Genomic DNA, 19,774 nt, shown 5'->3' on the forward strand with positions numbered 1-19,774 from the left:
ATGAACCGCCGACGCCCCGCGGCCCCGGGCCCCGCTCCGGACCCGACTCTGCGCGCGGGTCGACTCGCACTACTGACCACGTCCGCGGTCCACCTGGGCTTCCAGTCGATGGTGACCTCGGTGGTCTACCCCCAGCTGTTCGACGGCCCCACCCACGGGATCGCCGAGCGCCAGGCCGATCACGCCCGCCGGATCGCCCCCGTCGCCCTCACCCTGTACGCGACGGGACTGGGGGCGGCGGCGTGGGCGACCTACGGCTCCGTACGCTCGCGCGAACGCAGCGGCCTCGGGGCCACTCTCCTCGCGTGCGCCACGGGTGTCGCGGTTCCGGCCATCACCGCCGGGGTGCTCCCGCTGCACAAGGGCATCGCCCAGGAGAAGGTCACCGGGCCCCGCATCAAGGCGCTCGTCGCCACGGACCGGCTCCGCACCGGGCTGGCCGCGCTGGGACTGGCGGCCGCCGCGCAGGCCCTGAGCAGCCGCGACTAGGTCCGGGGTTCCGTCCGGCGGTCGGACCCTCCCGCGCGCGGCCGCGCCACCGCCACCAGGGCTGCCACCGCGATCACCCCGACCGCGAGCGCCAGCACGTGGTACGCGGGGATCAGGCCGATACCCTCGGCGATCACCGCCGCGATGACCGCCGGTACACCGAGCGAGATGTACGCCACCACGAACAGGGCCGAGAACACCTGTCCCCGCACCGCCTGCGGTGCACTCTGCGCGACCAGGGTGTTGCCCATGAGGAACAACAGGCCCATCCCGAGGCCGGCACACCCCGCGGCGGTGATGAAACCGGCCACCGAGCGTGCCTCCAGGGACATCGAGGCGGCCACGAGCCCGCCGACCAGCGTCAGCACACCCAGGACCACCCCGCGCCGCCACAGGGACGGGCCGGCACGCAGGTTCCACAGCAGCTGCGCGGCCCCCGCCGCTCCCTGTAGGGCGGCCACCACCAGGCCCGTGACCAGATAGTCGGAGCGACCGGTGAGGTCACGCGCGATCGCCCCACCGAGGCCGAGGAACACACCGCCCACGGACCACGACACGATGACGCACACCGCCGCGAGGGCGAACGTGGACCGCACCTGCGGGGGCACCGTCGGGGGACGCACCCGGAGGGCCGACCGCAGGGTTCCCGACCCGCCCGCCGTCTCGGGGACGAGGGTCGCCACACCGACCAGGAGAGCGACCGTGACGGCGCCGATCACGAGGTAGGGGTGGACGAGGGGCGACGACGACGAGGCGGCCACCACCCCGGCGAGGAGCACACCACCCGCGATGCCGAAGTTGCTCGTGGAGCTGCTGGTCAGCGCACCGACCCGGGAATCCCTCGTCGGATGGAGTTCGATCAGCGCCGCCGTGGCAGACCCCGTGACGAGACCCACCGCCAGACCCTGGATGACGCGAGCCGCGATCAGCCAGGCCACCGATCCGGCGGCCGCCAGCATGCCCATGCTCGCCGCGAGCAGGACGAGGCCGGCCAGGATGACCGGGCGACGTCCGACCGCGTCGGAGACCCTCCCGAGGAACAACAGGGGAACCAGGACCGCGAGGGCGTACACGGCGTAGACGACCGTGATGGTGGTGCCGCCGACTCCCCAGACCTGCTGGTAGTCGACGTAGAGGGGCGAGGGCGTGGCGCTCGAGGCGAGGGCCACGGTCACCACGAGGGCCATGAGCACGAACGGGGGCCACGACGCGCGAGGGGTGGGGTGCACGGTCTCCGGTGTCCACTGGGAGGGCGCCTGCCGTGCTGACGCGCCGGCCGGCGGGTGAGTGGAGCCTAGGGGATTCGAACCCCTGACATCTGCCTTGCAAAGGCAGCGCTCTACCAACTGAGCTAAGGCCCCGTACCTCCAAGCATAAACGCCGGACCGCGTCAGCGAATCCGGCGTCTGCCTGGCGGAGTGGGCCTAGGAGGACTTGAACCTCCGACCTCCAAATTATCAGTTTGGCGCTCTAACCACCTGAGCTATAGGCCCTCGTACCGAGAGGTCAATCTACCCGACGTCATCGCCGCCGCCCAAATCGGCGTACTCCGCCGGGTGTCGCGGGCCCACTCAGTACCGGGGATCGCCGAGTGTCACCTGCACGCCGCCGCCGGTCAGACCCGCCGCGAGGTTGTAGATGAACACCGCGAGCGTGGCCAGGATCGACAGCAGGAGCACGTTGAGCAGTCCCACTCCCCCGCTGTAGAGGAAGATCGTCGACGGCCCGATCACGGCCGCGGACTCGTCGCCCGCCACCCCGGACAGCAGACCGCCGAGACGGTCCCACACGCCCATGCCGGACAGGAGCAGGTACGTGACCCCGATGGCCACCATCCACACGAGGAAGAGGGCGAACATGAGGCCCAGCACGGTGGTGAACGCGGACCACGGGTCGATGCGGCGCAGGACCAGCACCGACTCCATCGGTCCGCGACGCTCGGTCGGCGGGACGATCGGCGCGGCACGCCCGGCCGCGCCCCCCGAGTGCGCCTTGGAGACGCCCCCGCTCGCCCCCTCGGCGCGATGTTGGGCCGCGGCGGGGAACGCCGTGGTGGCCGACGTGCTCGACTCGCCGGTGCCGGACCCCGACCCGCCGTAGCCGGGCGCCGGGGCGGACCCCTTGTGCGAGGGACCCTCGGTGGCCGGATCTGTCGGGTCGGTCACGACCTACACCTCCTCGACGGACTCGGCCTCGGACCGGTCCTCGTCGTCGGGCTCGTCGGCGTTGCGGGCGATCGCCAACAGCGAGTCACCCTCGGCGAGGTTCATCAGTCGCACGCCCTTGGTCTGCCGGCCCGCCTTGCGGACCTGCTTGGCGAACGTGCGGATGACTCCTCCACCGGAGGTGATCGCGTACAGCTCGTCCTGCAACTCCACGATCGTCGCACCGACGAGCTTGCCGCGCTTGGGATCGAACATGAGCGTGAGCACGCCCTTGCCACCCCGGCCCTGGGCCGTGTACTCACTCAGCGCGGTGCGCTTGGAATACCCGCGTTCGGTGGCGACCAGGAGGAAGTACTTCTCCTGATCGGACGTGTCGGCCCGCACGACGGACATGCTCAGCAGAGCATCGCCGTCGTTGAACCGCATGCCCATCACCCCGGAGGTCGCGCGGCCCATCGGGCGGAGCGTGTCGTCGTTGGCGTGGAATCGGATCGACTGGCCCTTCTCCGAGACCAGGAGCAGGTCGTCGTCGGGGCCGGCCAGCGCCGCACCGACCAGTTCGTCGCCGTCACGCAGGTTGACGGCGATGAGGCCGCCGGAGCGCGGGGAGTCGTAGTCCTCGAGACGCGACTTCTTGACGAGGCCGTTACGGGTGGCCAGGACCAGGTACGGCGCGTCCTGGTAGCCCTTGATCCGGATGACGCCGGCGATGCGCTCCTCCGGCTGGAAGGCCAGGAGGTTGGCCACGTGCTGACCGCGTGCCGTGCGGTTCGCCTCGGGCAGCTCGTACGCCTTGATCCGGTACACCCGACCCTTGGTGGTGAAGAACAGCAGCCAGTCGTGCGTCGAGGACACGAAGAAGTGCCGGACGATGTCGTCCTGCTTCAGCTCCGCGCCGCGCACACCCTTGCCGCCGCGCTTCTGGGCGCGGTAGAGGTCGGTGCGGGTCCGCTTGGCGTACCCGGTCTCGGTGATGGTGACGACGACGTCCTCACGTGCGATGAGGTCCTCGTCCGTGACGTCCCCGTCCGCCGGGATGATCCGGGTGCGACGGTCGTCGCCGTACTTCTCGACGATCTCGCGGAGCTCGTCGGCGACGATCGCGCGCTGCCGCTCGGGCTTGGCGAGGATGTCCTTGTAGTCGGCGATCTCGAGCTCGATCGCCGCGAGCTGGTCGATGATCTTCTGCCGCTCCAGGGCCGCGAGGCGACGGAGCTGCATGTCCAGGATGGCCTGCGCCTGGTCGTCGTCGATGTCGAGGAGCTCCTTGAGGCCCTCGCGCGCGATGTCGACGGTCTCGGACCGGCGGATGAGCGCGATGACCTCGTCCAGCGCGTCGAGCGCCTTGACCAGGCCGCGCAGGATGTGGGCGCGCCTCTCGGCCTCGTCCAGCAGGTACTGCGTGCGCCGGACGATGACCTCGATCTGGTGCGTGACGTACAGCCGCACGAGATGGTTGATGGCCAGTGTCCGCGGCACACCGTCCACGATCGACAGCATGTTCGCGCCGAACGACGTCTGCAGCTGGGAGTGCTTGTAGAGATTGTTGAGGACCACCTTGGCCACCGCGTCACGCTTGAGCGTGATGACGATGCGCAGGCCCACTCGATCCGACGACTCGTCGTCGATCTTGGAGATGCCGGCGATCTTGCCGTCGCGCAGCTGCTCCGCGATGGACAGGATCATGTTGTCCGGGTTGACCTCGTAGGGCAGCTCCGTGATGACGATGACCGTCCGGTTGCCCTCCTCCTCGATGGAGGTCTTGCCCCGCATGCGGATCGAACCGCGGCCGGTCGTGTAGGCGTCCTTGATCCCCTGGTCGCCCACGATGAACCCGTGGGTGGGGAAGTCGGGACCCTTGATCCGCTCCATGCACGCCGCGAGGGTCTCCTCCTCGTCGGCGTCCGGGTTGTCGAGGCACCAGTAGATCGCCTCGGCGACCTCGCGCAGGTTGTGCGGCGGCATCTTGGTGGCCATACCGACCGCGATGCCGCTGGAGCCGTTGACCAGCAGGTTGGGGATACGCGACGGGAGGACGACCGGCTCGGAGGTCTTACCGTCGTAGTTCGGCTGGAAGTCGACCGTGTTCTTCTCGATATCCCGGACCATCTCCATGGCCAGCGGGGTCATCTTGCACTCGGTGTAGCGCATCGCGGCCGCACCGTCGTTACCGCGCGAGCCGAAGTTGCCCTGACCGTCGACCATCGGATAGCGCATCGCCCACGGCTGCGCGAGCCGCACCAGGGTGTCGTAGATCGCCGAGTCACCATGGGGGTGGTAGTTGCCCATCGTGTCGGCGACCGGCTTGGCCGACTTCACGTAACTGCGGTCCGGCCGGTAGCCGTTGTCCCACATGGCGTAGAGAATCCGGCGGTGGACCGGCTTGAGACCGTCCCGCACGTCCGGCAGCGCCCGCCCGACGATGACGCTCATCGAGTAGTCGATGTAGCTTCTCTGCATCTCGGCCTGGATATCGACCGGCTCGATCCGGTCGTGACCCCCGGCTTCGGGCGGCAACGTCGTGTCCGTCATGGGCTCCTCTTCGTCTCGCGCTCGAAGCGACACGCAGGGCACGCTTCGACCGTCCCAGTCTATAGGTCCTGCGGAAACACCCGCACGGGCGCGCGGGGCGTCGGTGATTCGGGGACCCGGGCGCAGCCCCGCCCCGGATGGCGTCCGGCGGGTCGCGGGGCGCCGCAGAAGCGGGGCAGAAGCGGGGCAGCGGGACAACACCAGCGTCCAGTTCGCGGCACCGTCACGGAAACACCGGCCGAGACGACCTCCGGCCGCCCCTCTCCGGGCCTCCAATTGGTCGGCCGTCCATCATATATTTAGATGATGAAACTCTTATATTGCTGTCTCTGAACGGACGACAGGAGCGGGCGGGATGAGCAGTGTGAACACCGTGCTCACAGCGCTGTACACGGAGAATTGGGTAATGACACGTCTACCATTGGTCGCCTCTGCAGCACCCGGTCAGCTGGCGTGACGCCATAAACACTGTCTTATAGTAAACGGATTTTCTAGGAAAACTTTTTCTTCTCAGCCGTTGTGCACTCCCCCTGTCGAGCGCACACTTCCACTTGTCGCACGGGTCACCGTGCGAGGAGGTCGGGCGTTCTGCCCGGTCTCCGGGGGACGCCGCCACTCCCGAGGGGGATCGGGAGTGGCGGCACTTACAACAGGGAAATACATGTCCATCACCACCCATGGCGGCAGCTCGGACCGGGGGCTCTCGCCCCTGCAGCGCACGAGCTTCCGCACAGTCGCCGCGATCGCGTTCACCGGAGTGATCACCGTCCCGCTGGTCGGTATCGCCACCGCCCAGACGGGCTCACTCGGATCATCCGGGTCGGGCGGATCCACCCCGCCGGCGCCGACGTCGAGTTCGACTCCGACATCCACCACGCCGACGTCCAGCACCACTCCGACGACCACCACGCCGCCTCCGCCCGCCCGCGAGGCGACGGTCGAGCTGCGGGTCCTGGTCCTCGACGACGGCACCCCCTTCGTGGGTGCGCTCGCCGAGCGGCTCGCCGCGGAGGGGGTCGAGGTCGACCGTGTGGACGTGGGTCCCGGACGGACCGGCTCCATCACCCGGGAGATGCTCGCCGACGACGCGTCGACGAGTGCCCGGTACATGGGCATCGTCTCGCCGTCAGCGAGGCGCGGGGGGATCACGCTGGAGGAACACCAGATCCTGGATGACTTCGCCGCCGACTACGGGATCCGCGAGATCGCGGCCTACAACTGGCCCAACCCGGCCATCGGCATGGGAGCTCCCACCTACACCGGGGAAATGGACGGACTGGACGCGAACCTGACCGCGGAGGCGACCATCGGGGCCTGGTCCTACCTCGACGGGGCGCTGACCTTCGACGATATCGCGCCGGGCCTCGAGTCCTACGGATACGTGTCGAGCCCTCTGGCGGACACCGAGTCGACGTCGTTCCGACCCCTGCTCACCACGCCGGACCACGGCGGGGGCACCGTCATGGGCGTCTACACCAGCGGCGACCGCGAACAACTGGTCCTCACCGTGGACATGAACCAGTACCAGCAGCAGTTCACGGTGCTCTCCCACGGCATGATCTCATGGCTGACCCGAGGGGTCTCGACCTCGATGTACCGCAACATCTTCAACGTCCAGATCGATGACGTCTTCCTCGCGGACGACGAGTGGAACCCCGTGGACAACTGCACGTTCGGAGCCGACGCCGGCTGCGCCCCCGATGAGGGTGATCTCGCGGAGTCGCGCATGGGCGCTGACGACGTGGCCGCCGCAACGACCTGGCAGGACGCCAACGGTGTCGAGCTCGACATGACCTTCAACGCCTTCGGGGCGAAGGAGGACGACCCACTCACCCGGGCGCTGCTCGAGTCCCGGGCCGACCTCAGGTGGATCAACCACACCTGGGACCACAGCAACCTCGACGACCTGGACCAGGCCCGGATCACCGACCAGATCCAGCGGAACCTCGACTGGGCCGAGGCCAACGAGGTCACTCTGAACCCGGCCGAGCTGGTCACGGGCCAGCATTCCGGGCTCGTCTCCGGGCCGTCCAGGGAGGACAATCCCGCACTCGCGCCGGCGCTCGCCGCCACGGGGGTGACCTGGGTCGCCGCGGATGCCTCGGTCGAGGCCGTCCAGCGCCGGGTCGGCGACGCATTGACCGTCCCCCGCCATCCGATGAACATCTTCTACAACACCTCGACCGAGGCCAACGCGGTCGACGAGTACAACTGGATCTACACCTCGAGGGCAGACGGGGGCTCCGGCGTCTGCGAGACCAACCCGGCCGCCACCTGCATCAGTCCTCTGGGCCCGGACGGGTTCGATGGATACATCGTCCCGCAGGAAGCCCGCCACGCACTGACCCACGCCATCGGGATGGACCCGCGCCCGCACTACGTGCACCAGTCCAACATCACCGGGGACGGGATCCTCTACCCGGTGTTGAACGCGTTCCTCGCGAACTACCGGAGTGTGTTCTCCCCGTCCGCGCCGCTGCTCAACCCGACGCACGCGGAGCTCGGACGCGAGATGCAGCGGCGAGCGGCGTGGGCGGCGGCGGCCGAGGACGTCACCGCGACCGTCACCGGCGACACCCTCGTGATCACCAACCGCGGTGCCGCCGGCGTCGATGTCCCGGTCACGACCCCGGAGGGCTCGGATCTCACCGGTACCGGGTACGCCGGCGCGAAGTCCGGCTGGCTCACCATCGCACCCGGCGCCTCGGTGAACGTCGAGCTCGGGTCGGAGCCCGGGTTCCGCACTCCCTCCGGGGACGCGGACGAGCCGGCCGTGGCCGCGAGGGTGCTCCCGCAGGCGGCCAGGGCCGGTGCTGCCCCGGCCACCGGCCAGGGGTCCGTCGTGATCCCGCCGATCAACGAGGCCACCCGGGTCGGCGCCATGGGCGAGGGCCCGTCCGCGATCGGGTGACGACATGCGAATCGCACTGATCAACGAAGGCACCTACCCGGTCAACACCGGGGGCGTGAGCACCTGGTGTGACCAGCTGGTGAGGGGGATGCCGGACCACACGTGGGATGTCGTCACCCTCACCGGGGGGATTCGCACCCCGATCACCTGGGACCTCCCGACCCAGGTCCGGTCGACGACCCTGCACCCGTTGTGGGCCCCGGTCCGGGCCGGACTCCCGGAGGGTCAGCTCCTGAGCCGGCGCCGGCGGGCCCGCGTCAGGTCCGCCCTCCGGGAGATGTGGGCGGCGATCCTTCCCCCCGCGGGAACGATCTCCGTCGCCGATGGAACCGTCCGCCACGATCCCGCCCGGCTGTCGGCGGCTCTGCGTGAGCTCGTCGACGCCGGACGGGGCGATCTCTTCCGGCTCCTGGGTACGGAGAGCTCGGCCGAGGCCCTGCTCGACGCGTGGTGGGCCCACTCCCCCGCGCTGGACCGGTCGGCCCGACTGAGCGTGGGTGATGCGGTCGAGGCCGCCACCCTCGTCGACCGCGCGCTGAGCGCCACCGACGTCAGGTTCGGCGAGGTGGACGTCGTCCACGCGTCCTCCAACGGCAGTGCGGCCCTGGTCGGACTCGCACGCAAGTGGCGGGACGGGGTGCCGCTGATCCTCACCGAGCACGGTGTCTACCTGCGGGAACGCTATCTCGCCCTGGCGGGGACCCCGTTGGGGTGGTCCGCGCGCTACGCCGTGTGCACCGCGCTTCGCGCCATCTGCGTGCTCGCCTACAGCGAGGCGGATCTGCTCCTGCCGGTCAGCGACTTCAACGCGCGATGGGCGGTTCGGCTCGGTGCGGATCCGGATCGGATCCACACCGTCCGGAACGGGGTGGACACCGCGGCCATGACGCCCGTCGGCCCCGAGCCGACGGTCCCGACGATCAGTTTCGTGGGACGCATCGACCCCCTCAAGGACCTGGACACCCTCGTGCGCGCCTACGCCGTCGTCAGGAAGGACATGCCGGAGACGCGCCTCCGGATCTTCGGACCCTGCCCCGCCGGCAACGCCCGGTACAAGCAGGAGATCGAGGCGACCGTCGAGGACCTGGGAATCGCAGACGGGGTCACCTGGGAAGGGCCCACCGCTGGCCCACGGCCCGCGGTCGAAGCGGGAAACATCGTCGCACTGTCCTCGGTGTCCGAGGGCCTGCCCTTCACGACGATCGAGGCCATGATGTGCGGCCGGGTCACCGTGAACACCGACGTCGGCGGGGTGTCCGAGGCCGTCGGTACCGACGGACGACTCGGCGGCCTCGTCCCGCCCCGTGACCCGGACGCCTTCGCACGGGAATGCCTGCGCTTCCTGCGCGACGACCGGCTTCGAGAAGAGACCGGCCGACGAGCGCGCGAGCACTCCCTGCAGTCGTTCGCACTGGACCACTGCATCGACGCCTTCCGTGGGTGGTACGAGATCGCCATCGATCTCCACGGAGCCCGGTACACCGGTGACACGCTCGACTACGTGGCGGGTGTGGCGTCATGAGCGAATCGTTCGCGACTCTCGGCGTCGCCGCGCGGTCACCGTTGCCGTCGAGGCCGCTGGTGGTCGCCGCCGTCCCGCTCGACGCCCACCACGACCTGGTCGGTCGCGCGGTCGACCGGTTCGACGTCGCCGCGCACCTCGAGGCCTCCGGTTTCGGGGACGCGCTGGCGCGACGTCACGGGGCCCGGGACGTCTACGAGTACGCCCGCACACTCCCGACCCTCGCCCCCGGATCATCCGGGGCCGTGAGCATCCGGCCGCGGGCCCACCGAAAGGGCTGGATCAGAGCAGTTCTACTCCTGGCAGGCGCCGTGGTCATGGCGCTCTGTGCTCCCGCGGCGGTGGGAACGGGGCCGGATCTGTCGCTCGCGATCGTCGCCACTGGTCTCGCCGGGTGGATCCTCGGACAGCTCCTCGGATTCGTCACGTGGCGAAGGGCGGGCCTGGGCGACCTTCCGGGGGCTGCGCGGATCTCGGTCGGCATCGCCCTCCTCGTGGCGGTCCCTCTCGTCGGCGCCGTCACCGCGGGGACAGCCGTCGTCGGCAATGCTCCGGTGCTCCCCACGGCGGCTCTGTGCTCGGCGTGGACCCTCTACGCCGCATCGCTGACGATCGTGTCCGTGCTCGGCGGTCTGCGGTTGCTCACCGCCCTCGCCGGCGGGTGCGCGGTCGTTGCGGTGACGGCCTCGGTCACCGGCGCCACCCTGGTGCCGGTCATCGCCCTCGGCGTCCTATCCGTCGGTGGTGCCCTCCTCGCCGCCCGCACCTATCGAGCCACGACGATCGACCCACCGGCCCTGCCGTCGCGAGACGATGCGCGAGCCGCGTTCGATGGCGCCAGTCAGGCGATTCTCATGTCGAGCGCGCTACTGATGGCGCTCAACCTCGCGGATTCCGACGACCGCATCCCCCTGTCCATCGCCGTCATCCTCGCCGCCGCACTGTGCGATCCGGCGATCGAGGACCTGGGGATCAGACTGAAATCTCTGTCCTACCGCTCCGGCCGCTGGCGCTCCGTCCTCAACGGGGTTCTCGTGAGAACACTGATCTACCTGGCGGCGATCGCGATAGCGGCGGTGTCGGCGACCTGGATTGTGGACCGGATCCTCGGGATCGCGGAGGATCCGGCATCGGGACTCGTTCCGGACGTCGTCGTGTTGGTGGTGGTCGCGCCGGTGTTCGCCGTGTTCGCATTCGGCTCGGCGATCGTGCTCAGAGCCGGACGCGTCGCGGAGGCGGTGTGGATCTCCGCGTTGGCCTGCATAGGCTTCGCCACCCTCAGGTTCGGCCTCCCGGTCCCGGTCGGCGTCGCCATGCTGTGCGGAGCCTGCCTACTCGCGGTGTACCACGCCGTCACGGCCGCGCTCCACCCCCACAGCTGGTGAACACCCCACGAGCCGCGGTCCCCCTCTACATCCATCCCGTGGTCGACTCCGAACTCTGGGAACAGGTCCTCCGTCCGGGGGCTGCGGACCTCGTCGTCGTCAACGTCGACTCCGGCCCGGGCCGGGTACTCGATCCGGTCTTCGCCGAGGCCCTCCGCGCCTACGGCCCCGGCGGGACCCGCGGGACCGGGGGACACGCGACCATCCTCGGATACGTCGACACCGACTACGGACGGCGGACCCCGCACGAGGTCCGCGCGGAGGCGCGGAAATGGCGTGATCGATACGGCATCACCTCGGTGTTCCTCGACCAGGTCGTCTCGGGCGTCGGACCGGACGGCCGGGCGGACGTCGACGCCCTCATCGAGTTCACCGGCCTGGTGACCACACTTCGCGGCGACGGTGTGGTCACACTCGCCGGCAACCCGGGCACGATCCCACACCCGCGGGTCCTCCGAGTGCTCGACGTCATCTGCGTGCGGGAGACCGACCTCGAGACCCACCTGACCTCACCCGCGACACCGTTGCCGGACATCGACCCCGCGAAGATCTGGCACCTCATCTACGAGTGCCCTTCCGAGCGCAGGGGTGACGCCGTCGCGAGGTCGGTCGAACTCGGAGCGGGATACGTCGGGCTCGCCGCGGACGGCCTGCCGCATCCGTGGGGATCCGTCGAATTCCTCAACGCCGACCACCCGACGATCAGCAACTCCGGCTGACATAGCCGGGCTCGCCCCTCGGGACGACGTCCCGATCCCGGAGGAGGATCGAGATGCGACTCCCACGAGCGCGGCAGGCGGAATCGAACGGCCCGGAGCCGGCGTCGGTGTACTCGATCTCGATCACCCGGTCTCCGTAGGCCGCGAGGTAGCGGTCACACTCCGTCAGGCGCCCCCAGGAGTAGCGCTGGCACTCCTCGGCGACCGCGAAGTCGAATCCGATGGTGCGGAGCTCCGCGTCAGTCAGTTCGGCGGCGTTCTTCTGTCCGATTGCGAGACCGCGGGCATGTGCACGCTCGACGAGCAGGCGGGCGTACTCCACCGCGTCGCCCCTGGTCAGCAGGCCCGAAGACCGTGTCCACGAGTCGAGGTTGTCGGGCTCGATCGCCCGGTATCCACGCTCCGCGCAGTCCGCCATCCACTCGTCGACGATCTCCACCAACCGGGACCTCTTGTCCCCGGTCGAGATGTCCAGGAGGGGTTCGCCCCAATCCTCGTCCTCGACCACGCCTCCGACAGGCGATCCCAGGAGCAGGTCCGGGTGTCGCTCGACCCAGACGGGCCTCTCGTGGGACTGTGCCTGGAAGGCGTTGAGATAGCAGATCGCGTAGACACCGTCGGGCGGTTGCTCCGAACGGTCGCGGGTCACCACCCCGACATCGGAGGCCGGAGGGTAGGTGCCCCCGATCTGGTAGTCGACCACCGCGCGCGCCGGAGGCGGCTCGATCCCGTCAACCGAAGGTAGGGCCGAGGGCTCCGTCCCGGCGGCGGGCAGGCCGACCCCCCGATCCCCCCCGTCACCGAGCGATCCCTGACCCAGCACCTCGGTTCCACACCCGGTCAGCACGATCGCCGCAGAGCACGAGAGGACGACGGCCGCGCGACCGAGGACGGTGAGGGTGAGGGGCACCTACCGATCATGTCACCACCCCGACCGTCCAGCACCTGTGAATCGACTACCAATCGCCGATGAGCCCAGGCCACGGCCGACCGAACCGACCCGGACCGAGCCGACCCCGGTCGCGGAGAACACGTTCTAGTATGCGGGGCATGAGCCACCCCACGACCACGATCCGTCGCCGGGTCCTCGCCTCTCTCGCCGCCGCCGTGACACTGACCGTCGGGATGTCGTCGACGGCCACCACGGCCGCGGCCACGGAGAACCCGACGGACACCTTCGACCTGCCCGGCGGTTTCCACGACACACGCGCCCTTCCGACACAGGGCGCTGCCGGGGACCTCCTCCGCACCGAGCCGGCGGGCCTACCGCTGGCGATCTCGGTTCCGGGCCTCCCGGCCCTACCGTCTCCGTTGCCGGCCGTCGCCCGGCGTGTGATCTACCGGACCGTCGACGTCGATCAACAGCCCGTCGCGACCTCCGGTGCGTTCTACGACTCGACCGCCCCGTGGTCCGGACCCGGTCCGCGCCCGACAATGATCCTCGGTCCGGGCACCCAGGGTCAGGGCGACCCCTGCGCGCCGTCGCGCACCGTGGAATCCGGGGTGGGCGCCAACCCCCGGTCCGGCGCGCCGATCGTCTCGTACGAGGAGGGCTTCGCGATCGCGCTGGCAGCCCAGGGATTCCGCGTCATGGTCATCGACTACATCGGCCTTGGCACACCGGGAATCCACACCTACGCCGACCGGGTCGAGCAGGCCCACGCGATGCTCGACGGTGCCCGGGCCGCGCAGAACCTCATCGGACACGACTCCCCGCTGGTCCTCTGGGGTCACTCCCAGGGCGGCGGAGCCTCGGCCGCGGCAGCCGAGCTCGCCCCGGAGTACGCCCCCGAACTCGACCTCCGCGCGGCGTACGCCTCCGCTCCCCCGGCGGATCTGCTGGCGGTGCTCGATCACATCGACGGGTCGAGTCTCACCGGAGCGATCGGCTTCGCCATCAACGGGATGGCCGAGCGGTACCCGGCGGTCCGCGAGGTGGTCGAGGAGCACGTCAGTCCCGCGGGTCGACGCGCTCTCGACGATCTGTCCGGGCTCTGTCTCGCCGACACCCGGGCCGCCTACGGCGGGCGCGCCACCTCCGAGTGGACCAACTCCGGGCGGAACCTCGGTGAACTGATCCGCGACGAGCCCGGTGCGCTGCGCGTGCTCGATCACCAGCGGATCGGCAACCGGACCCCCACCGTGCCCGTGATGATCGCCGGCGGGATCAACGACGACATCATCCCGCTCGGTCAGGTCCAGCAGCTGGGGCGCGACTGGTGCGCTCAGGGCGTCGACGTGCATTTCCGCTACGAGACCACGCCACTGGTCCCGGGCATCACCCACGCCGCGGCGGCGGTGACCAACTTCGCCCCCGCCGTGCAGTACCTGCGCGACCGACTCGCCGGGTTGCCGGCCCCGAACGACTGCGGGGCACTCTAGAACCCTCGCCGCACGAACCGGGCACAGAAGAAGGGGGGCGTCCGCCGACCACGGCGGACGCCCCCCTTTCTCGCGTGAGTGTTCGACACCGGCCTCAGACGTCGAGGAACCTCACGTCGCGCGCGTTGCGGGTGATGAAGTTGCGGCGCGCATCCACGTCCTCACCCATGAGGATCGAGAACAGTTCATCGGCCGCGGCAGCGTCCTCGAGGGTGACCTGCCGGAGGGTACGGACCGACGGGTCCATCGTGGTCTCCCACAGCTCCTTGGGGTTCATCTCCCCGAGTCCCTTGTAGCGCTGGATGCCGTCGTCGACGTTGATCTTGCGCTTGTTCTCCAGGCCGAGCTTGAGCAGCTCGTCCCGCTCCCGGTCCGAGTAGGCGAAGTCCGGCTCGCCCTTGCCCCACTTGAGCTTGTACAGCGGCGGCTGCGCCAGGTAGACGTACCCGTTCTCCACCAACGGCTTCATGAACCGGAAGATGAGGGTGAGGAGCAACGTCGAGATGTGCTGACCGTCGACGTCGGCGTCGGCCATCAACACGATCTTGTGGTAGCGGAGCTTGTCGATGTCGAATTCCTCGTGGATGCCGGTACCTAGCGCCGTGATGATGGCCTGGACCTCGGCGTTCTTGAGGACCTTGTCGATACGCGACTTCTCGACGTTGATGATCTTTCCGCGCAGCGGCAGGATCGCCTGGAACATCGAGTCCCGGCCGGATTTCGCCGAGCCACCGGCGGAGTCGCCCTCCACGATGTAGAGCTCGGACTTCGCCGGGTCCTTGGACCGGCAGTCGGCGAGCTTGCCGGGCAGGCCACCGATGTCGGTGGCCGACTTGCGGCGGACCATCTCGCGGGCCTTGCGGGCTGCGACCCGCGCCTGGCTCGAGGCGATCGCCTTGTTGATGATGACCTTCGCCTCGGCGGGGTTGGCCTCGAACCAGTGCCCCACGTGCTCGGACACCTGACGTTGGACGAAGCCCTTGACCTCGGTGTTGCCGAGCTTGGTCTTGGTCTGTCCCTCGAACTGCGGATCCGAGATCTTGGCGGACAGCACGGCCGCCAGGCCCTCCCGGATGTCGTCACCCGTGAGGTTGGGGTCCTTTTCCTTGATGAGCTTCTTCTCGCGCGCGTACTTGTTGACCAGTGAGGTCAACGCGGCGCGGAAACCCTCCTCGTGGGTGCCGCCCTCGTGGGTGTTGATCGTGTTGGCGAACGTGTGGACGGACTCCGAGTAACCGGAGTTCCACTGCATCGCGACCTCGACCTCGTGGCCGGTGCCCTTGCCCTCGAAGTACAGGATCGTCGGGTGAATCGACGTCTTGGACTTGTTGATCGCGGTGACGTAGTCCTTCAGACCGTCCGGGTAGTGGAAGGTGCGCTTACGCTCGCGGACCTTCTGCGGCTCCACGGGGGCGGCCTCGACGGCGTCGGTGTCCTGCGCGCCCTCCACGAAGACCTGCTCGGCGTCCACGGCGTGCGCCAGATCCGAACCCTCGTCCGATCCGGGCGCCGTCTCCGCGCCACCGCCCTCGCTGTCGGCTATCGCGTCCAGCTCGGCGGCCTTCTCGGCACGCGGCCGCCGGTCCGTCAGAGTGATGGTGAGTCCCTTGTTGAGGAACGCCATCTCCTGCAGGCGGCGTGCGACGACGTCGAACTCGTACTCGGTGCTCTCGAAGATCGTCGGATCCGCCCAGAACCGGACCCTGGTCCCGGTGCCCTCGGCGGGGCCGGCGTCGACCAGCTCGGCCGGGACCGCCATGTCGAAGTCCTGCTTCCACAGGCGCCCGTCGCGCTTGATCTGGACCTCGACCCGGGTGGACAGGGCGTTGACCACGGAGATGCCGACACCGTGCAGACCACCGGAGACCGCATAGGAGTCCGAGTCGAACTTGCCGCCCGCGTGCAGCTGGGTCATCACGACCTGGACGGTGGGCATGCCCTGCTCGTGCATCTCGACGGGGATGCCTCGACCGTCGTCGATGACCTCGACGCCGCCGTCCTCCAGCAAGGTGACCTTGACACCGGTCGCGTGACCCGCCATCGCCTCGTCGATGGAGTTGTCGACGACCTCCCAGATCAGGTGGTGCAGTCCGCGTGGCCCGGTGGAGCCGATGTACATACCCGGCCGCATCCGGACGGCCTCGAGCCCTTCGAGGACGGTGATCGACGACGCACCGTATTCCTTGGGCCCGTCGTTGTTGGCCTTGCTCTTGGCGTCCGCCACGTGCGAACTCCTCGCGTCTCGGGGGTCTGGACCAGCCCAGTCTACCTGCGGTAACCGTCCCACGGCCCGGGGGCACGCCCGATGCTCACCCGTACGTGTCGCGGGGCCCCCGGCCGGACACGTGCAGGGGCCCCTTGCGCCAACTCGGTTTCTCGGGACCCTCCACCTTGATTCGCCGGACGAGTCCGGGGCCCATGGCGGCGGCGATCTTGCGGAGGATGTCGGCCGCTATCAGCCGCAGCTGCGTGGCCCAGGCGGTGCTCGACGCCCGGACGTAGAGGATCCCCTCCTCGAGCCGCTCCGGGGTGGCGTGGGCCGAGACATCCTCGCCGACGATCCGGTCCCACTCCGCGAACAACCGTCCGGTGGTGACCTTGTCGTCCCAGCCCCGCTTCTTGGCGACCTGGCCGACGAGCTTTCCGAGGGGCTGCGGATCCCACGGGTCGGCGCCCGGACCGGTCCATCCGCGCTTGCGCAGTCGCCTGCCCGCCCCCACCGGCCCGGTCCTACCGCGGCCGACCTGTTTGCCTTCCGCACGCGCCCGCGCCCGCGCCTCCTCCAGAGCCTGCTTGGCGATGTCATAACCCCGTTGTGGCGGGTCAGACGGTGTTACGGGATCCTTGCCGGTTCGGTCCGTCACGGTGTTGCCCTGCTTCCGGTAATGGTGTTCTCGTCGTCGTCGCCATCACTCCCGCCATCATCCCCGCCGACGCCCGCGGCGTCGTCCCCCCCGGCGTGCCGGGCACCCTCCACGCCGTCGTCCCGGCGTCGTGACACCGTCATCGCCGAGTGACGATCGCTCCCGTCGCCCGTCATCACGACGTCATGACGGACGCCGCGCAACGAATCCGGGACGTCCTCGCCCACCGCGGCGGTGATGAGGACCTGCTCGACCCCGGCCGCGACACCCGCCAGTGCCGCGCGGCGGTGCCGGTCGAGTTCGGCGAACACGTCGTCCAGCAGTAGCACCGGTTCGACCCCGTCGGAACGGAAGAGTTCGAGCGACCCGAGACGCAGCGCGAGGGCGAACGACCACGTCTCACCGTGACTGGCGAACCCCTTCGCGGGCTCGTCGCCGAGGCTCAGGACGAGGTCGTCGCGGTGAGGTCCGACGAGCGACATCCCGCGGTCGATCTCGTCGCGTCGGCGGCGGCCGAGTTCCGCGAGCAACACCGCCTCGACGAGCTCGGGATCGCTCAGCTCCGACTCGTCGGGCGCGTCGGCGACGCGGAACCGGTAGGTGAGATCGGCCGGGCGGGACTCGGGGGCGAGGCCCCGGTAGGCGTCGACGACGAGGGGCCGCAACCGATGGAGGAGATCGATCCGCCCGGAGACCAGTCGTGCCCCGAGTTCGGCCAACCGTCCGTCCCACACGTCGAGGGTGTCCAGGACCGCGGCGGAGTCCTCGACCCGTCCACGCCGCAGCGCGCCGGATGCCGACCTGAGCAGTGCGGTCCGTTGACGCAGCACCGAGGAGTACTCGGAGAGGTCTCCGCCGAGGGCGGGGCGACGCTGGATCATGAGCTCGTCGAGGAGCCGGCGACGTTCGGCCGGCTCGCCACGGACCAGGGCCAGGTCCTCGGGGGCGAACAGGACGGACTGGACCACTCCGAGAATGTCGGACAGTCGCCGCGTGGGCGAGGTGTTGAGCCGCGCCCGGTTGGCCTTGCCGGAGTTGAGGGCGAGTTCGACGGTCAGCTCACGCCCCGCGTTGTGCGCGAGTGCACCGACCAGCGCGGTCGTGGCGCCGGTCCTGATCATCGGCGCGTCGGACGCGACCCGGTGGGACCTGAGACTGGCGAGTACCCCGATCGCCTCGAGCACGTTGGTCTTCCCGTGCCCGTTGCGCCCGACGAGGGTCGTGACCCCGGGGTCGAGTTCCAGCTCGAGAAGGGGCCAGGAGCGGAAATCCAGAAGCCGGAGGTGGCGCAGGTGCATACCGGATCGGTCCCGGGGCGCGGTCTCAGCCCGGCAGGCGCACGGGCATGAGCAGGTAGGTGTGGTCGGAGTCCACCGGAGCGATCGTGCCGTCCGCGCCGGGCTCGGGCAGGCTCTCGGGTGCGGGTCGGAGCACGGCCGGGCGGCTGGGCTGGGTGAACCCGAAGGCGACGCGCGCAGCGTGGACGCTGCCGAGACCGTCCAGCAGGTAACCGGGGTTGAACGCGATGGTCAGCGGCTCGCCGACGAAGTCCACCGGGAGGGTCTCGTTGGCCTGGGCGGCGTCGTCACCGCCAGCCGACAGTGCGAGCTCACCGTCCGAGAACGCCATCCGGACCTGCACGCCACGGTCCGCGACCAACGCCACTCGCTTGATCGCCTGGACGAGCGAGTCCACCTCGACGATCGCGAGCGAGGTGTGCTGCGGCGGCAACAGCTGACGGACCTTGGGGAACTCCGCGTCGAGGAGACGGGTGGTGGTGCGCTGACCGGACACCAGCACGCCCAGGATGCCCTCGGCGCCCACATCGGATCCGGCCCCCAGGCTCAGATCCACGCGTCCACCATGGCCGGCCGACCGGGTGACCTCGGACAGTGCCTTGGCCGGAATGAGCACCTCGACCGCGACATCGTCACGGGCCGGCTCCCAGTCGAATTCGCGGATGGCCAGACGGAACCGGTCGGTGGCGATGAGCGTGACCCGGGTTCCCTCGATCTCCATCCGGATGCCGGTCAACATCGGCAGCGTGTCGTCCTTGCCGGCGGCCACGACTACCTGGGACACGGCCTCGGAGAACGCGTCCACCTCGGCGGAGCCGGTGACCTCGGGCATCGCGGGCAGCTGGGGATAGTCCTCGACCGGCATGGTCGGGAGCGTGAACTTCGCGGAACCGCAGGAGATGTACATCTTCTGGGCGGTGACGACCACCTCGACCGGACGATCCGGCAGCGCACGGGCGATGTCCGCCAGGAGCCGACCGGAGACCAGAGTGCTCCCGGGCTCGGACACCTCGGCCGGCACCGACACCTGCGCCGACGTCTCGTAGTCGAAACCCGAGATCGTCAGACCCGAATCGGCCTCGAGCAACACCCCGCCGAGGATCGGCACCGACGGACGTGACGGCAGCGTGCGTGCCACCCAGGCCACGGAATCCGCGAAGTCCTCGCGGGTGACGCGGAACGTCGGATCCGTGATCTCCATCGATGACCTCTTTCAGGCGGGGGCGGATACCGGCTGTCGGTATCTGGACGATTGGTCGGTTCAGGGCTGTGCCGCGTGCTTCCTGCCACCGGGGCGAAGCATCTCCATGAGAGTAACCGCTCGGACCGACAGCGGACACACGGACTCCTGTAACCCGGTCAAGGAGGCTCGCCGCTCCACATCCCTACTTCTAACAAGAACTCTCTAGAGAGATAAGAAGTAGTAGTAGGTCCTGTGAAATTGTGAGCCGAGGCCTGTAATCACAGGTCTGAGCCGATTTCGCCATGTGCACGGATGAGTGCGATC

General features: G+C 69.3%; 14 protein-coding genes and 2 tRNA genes. 6 read left to right on the top strand and 10 right to left on the bottom strand.

Features of this window, described 5'->3' with window-relative positions; translation table 11 throughout:
- Positions 1 to 489, top strand: coding sequence for a hypothetical protein (locus AC3DE3_RS04570; protein WP_260486162.1), 489 nt, complete (start codon positions 1 to 3; stop codon positions 487 to 489).
- Here AC3DE3_RS04570 and AC3DE3_RS04575 read toward each other — a convergent pair.
- From AC3DE3_RS04575 to gyrA, 5 genes are all read right to left on the bottom strand, one after another.
- Positions 486 to 1,718, bottom strand: a complete 1,233-nt coding sequence (locus AC3DE3_RS04575; RefSeq protein WP_488369143.1) for an MFS transporter — start codon at positions 1,716 to 1,718, stop codon at positions 486 to 488. The genes AC3DE3_RS04570 and AC3DE3_RS04575 overlap by 4 nt on opposite strands.
- Positions 1,719 to 1,777: 59 nt before the next feature.
- Positions 1,778 to 1,850 (bottom strand) — tRNA-Ala (locus AC3DE3_RS04580).
- A 58-nt stretch (positions 1,851 to 1,908) separates the two neighbouring features.
- Positions 1,909 to 1,982: transfer RNA gene (locus tag AC3DE3_RS04585), tRNA-Ile, on the bottom strand.
- A gap of 78 nt (positions 1,983 to 2,060) precedes the next feature.
- Positions 2,061 to 2,654, bottom strand: coding sequence for a DUF3566 domain-containing protein (locus AC3DE3_RS04590; RefSeq protein ID WP_154830872.1), 594 nt, complete (start codon positions 2,652 to 2,654; stop codon positions 2,061 to 2,063).
- Positions 2,655 to 2,657: 3 nt separating this feature from the next.
- Complete coding sequence (gene gyrA, locus AC3DE3_RS04595) at positions 2,658 to 5,186, bottom strand: DNA gyrase subunit A (RefSeq protein ID WP_260486159.1); 2,529 nt, start codon at positions 5,184 to 5,186, stop codon at positions 2,658 to 2,660.
- A 661-nt stretch (positions 5,187 to 5,847) separates the two neighbouring features.
- Between gyrA and AC3DE3_RS04600 the strand changes: the two genes are divergently transcribed.
- From AC3DE3_RS04600 to AC3DE3_RS04615, 4 genes are read left to right on the top strand one after another with little or no spacing between them, the layout of a single operon-like run.
- Positions 5,848 to 8,097 (top strand): hypothetical protein, encoded by a 2,250-nt coding sequence (locus AC3DE3_RS04600; RefSeq protein ID WP_488369144.1) that lies wholly within the window; start codon positions 5,848 to 5,850, stop codon positions 8,095 to 8,097.
- A 4-nt stretch (positions 8,098 to 8,101) separates the two neighbouring features.
- Entirely contained in the window at positions 8,102 to 9,619 is a 1,518-nt protein-coding gene (pelF, locus tag AC3DE3_RS04605) for a GT4 family glycosyltransferase PelF (RefSeq protein WP_260486157.1), read from the top strand.
- Complete coding sequence (locus tag AC3DE3_RS04610) at positions 9,616 to 11,004, top strand: hypothetical protein (RefSeq protein WP_488369145.1); 1,389 nt, start codon at positions 9,616 to 9,618, stop codon at positions 11,002 to 11,004. The genes pelF and AC3DE3_RS04610 overlap by 4 nt, the downstream gene beginning before the upstream one ends.
- Entirely contained in the window at positions 11,001 to 11,723 is a 723-nt protein-coding gene (locus AC3DE3_RS04615) for a spherulation-specific family 4 protein (protein WP_260486155.1), read from the top strand. Before AC3DE3_RS04610 ends, AC3DE3_RS04615 begins: the two co-directional genes overlap by 4 nt.
- Here the strand turns inward: AC3DE3_RS04615 and AC3DE3_RS04620 are convergent.
- Complete coding sequence (locus AC3DE3_RS04620; protein WP_260486154.1) at positions 11,707 to 12,633, bottom strand: endo alpha-1,4 polygalactosaminidase; 927 nt, start codon at positions 12,631 to 12,633, stop codon at positions 11,707 to 11,709. The two genes, AC3DE3_RS04615 and AC3DE3_RS04620, sit on opposite strands and share 17 nt — an antisense overlap.
- Positions 12,634 to 12,773: 140 nt before the next feature.
- Here AC3DE3_RS04620 and AC3DE3_RS04625 point away from each other — a divergent pair, with 140 nt between their 5' ends.
- On the top strand, positions 12,774 to 14,105 hold the full coding sequence (locus tag AC3DE3_RS04625; RefSeq protein WP_260486153.1) for a lipase family protein: 1,332 nt from the start codon (positions 12,774 to 12,776) through the stop codon (positions 14,103 to 14,105).
- Positions 14,106 to 14,199: 94 nt separating this feature from the next.
- Here the strand turns inward: AC3DE3_RS04625 and gyrB are convergent, their stop codons facing one another.
- The 4 genes from gyrB to dnaN all read right to left on the bottom strand — a co-directional run bounded on the left by gyrB (position 14,200) and on the right by dnaN (position 19,468).
- Positions 14,200 to 16,329: a DNA topoisomerase (ATP-hydrolyzing) subunit B gene (gyrB, locus tag AC3DE3_RS04630; protein WP_260486152.1), complete on the bottom strand. Its 2,130-nt coding sequence runs from the start codon at positions 16,327 to 16,329 to the stop codon at positions 14,200 to 14,202.
- 85 nt (positions 16,330 to 16,414) lie between these two features.
- Positions 16,415 to 16,969, bottom strand: a complete 555-nt coding sequence (locus AC3DE3_RS04635) for a DciA family protein (RefSeq protein ID WP_488369146.1) — start codon at positions 16,967 to 16,969, stop codon at positions 16,415 to 16,417.
- Positions 16,966 to 18,267, bottom strand: a complete 1,302-nt coding sequence (gene recF, locus AC3DE3_RS04640) for a DNA replication/repair protein RecF (protein ID WP_260486150.1) — start codon at positions 18,265 to 18,267, stop codon at positions 16,966 to 16,968. Before recF ends, AC3DE3_RS04635 begins: the two co-directional genes overlap by 4 nt.
- Positions 18,268 to 18,292: 25 nt before the next feature.
- The gene (gene dnaN, locus AC3DE3_RS04645) at positions 18,293 to 19,468 is read right to left on the bottom strand and encodes a DNA polymerase III subunit beta (protein WP_488369147.1); all 1,176 of its coding nucleotides are present in this window, start codon (positions 19,466 to 19,468) and stop codon (positions 18,293 to 18,295) included.
- Positions 19,469 to 19,774 lie beyond the last annotated feature (306 nt).

Source organism: Dietzia sp. IBK-p2-16D, assembly GCF_057773085.1.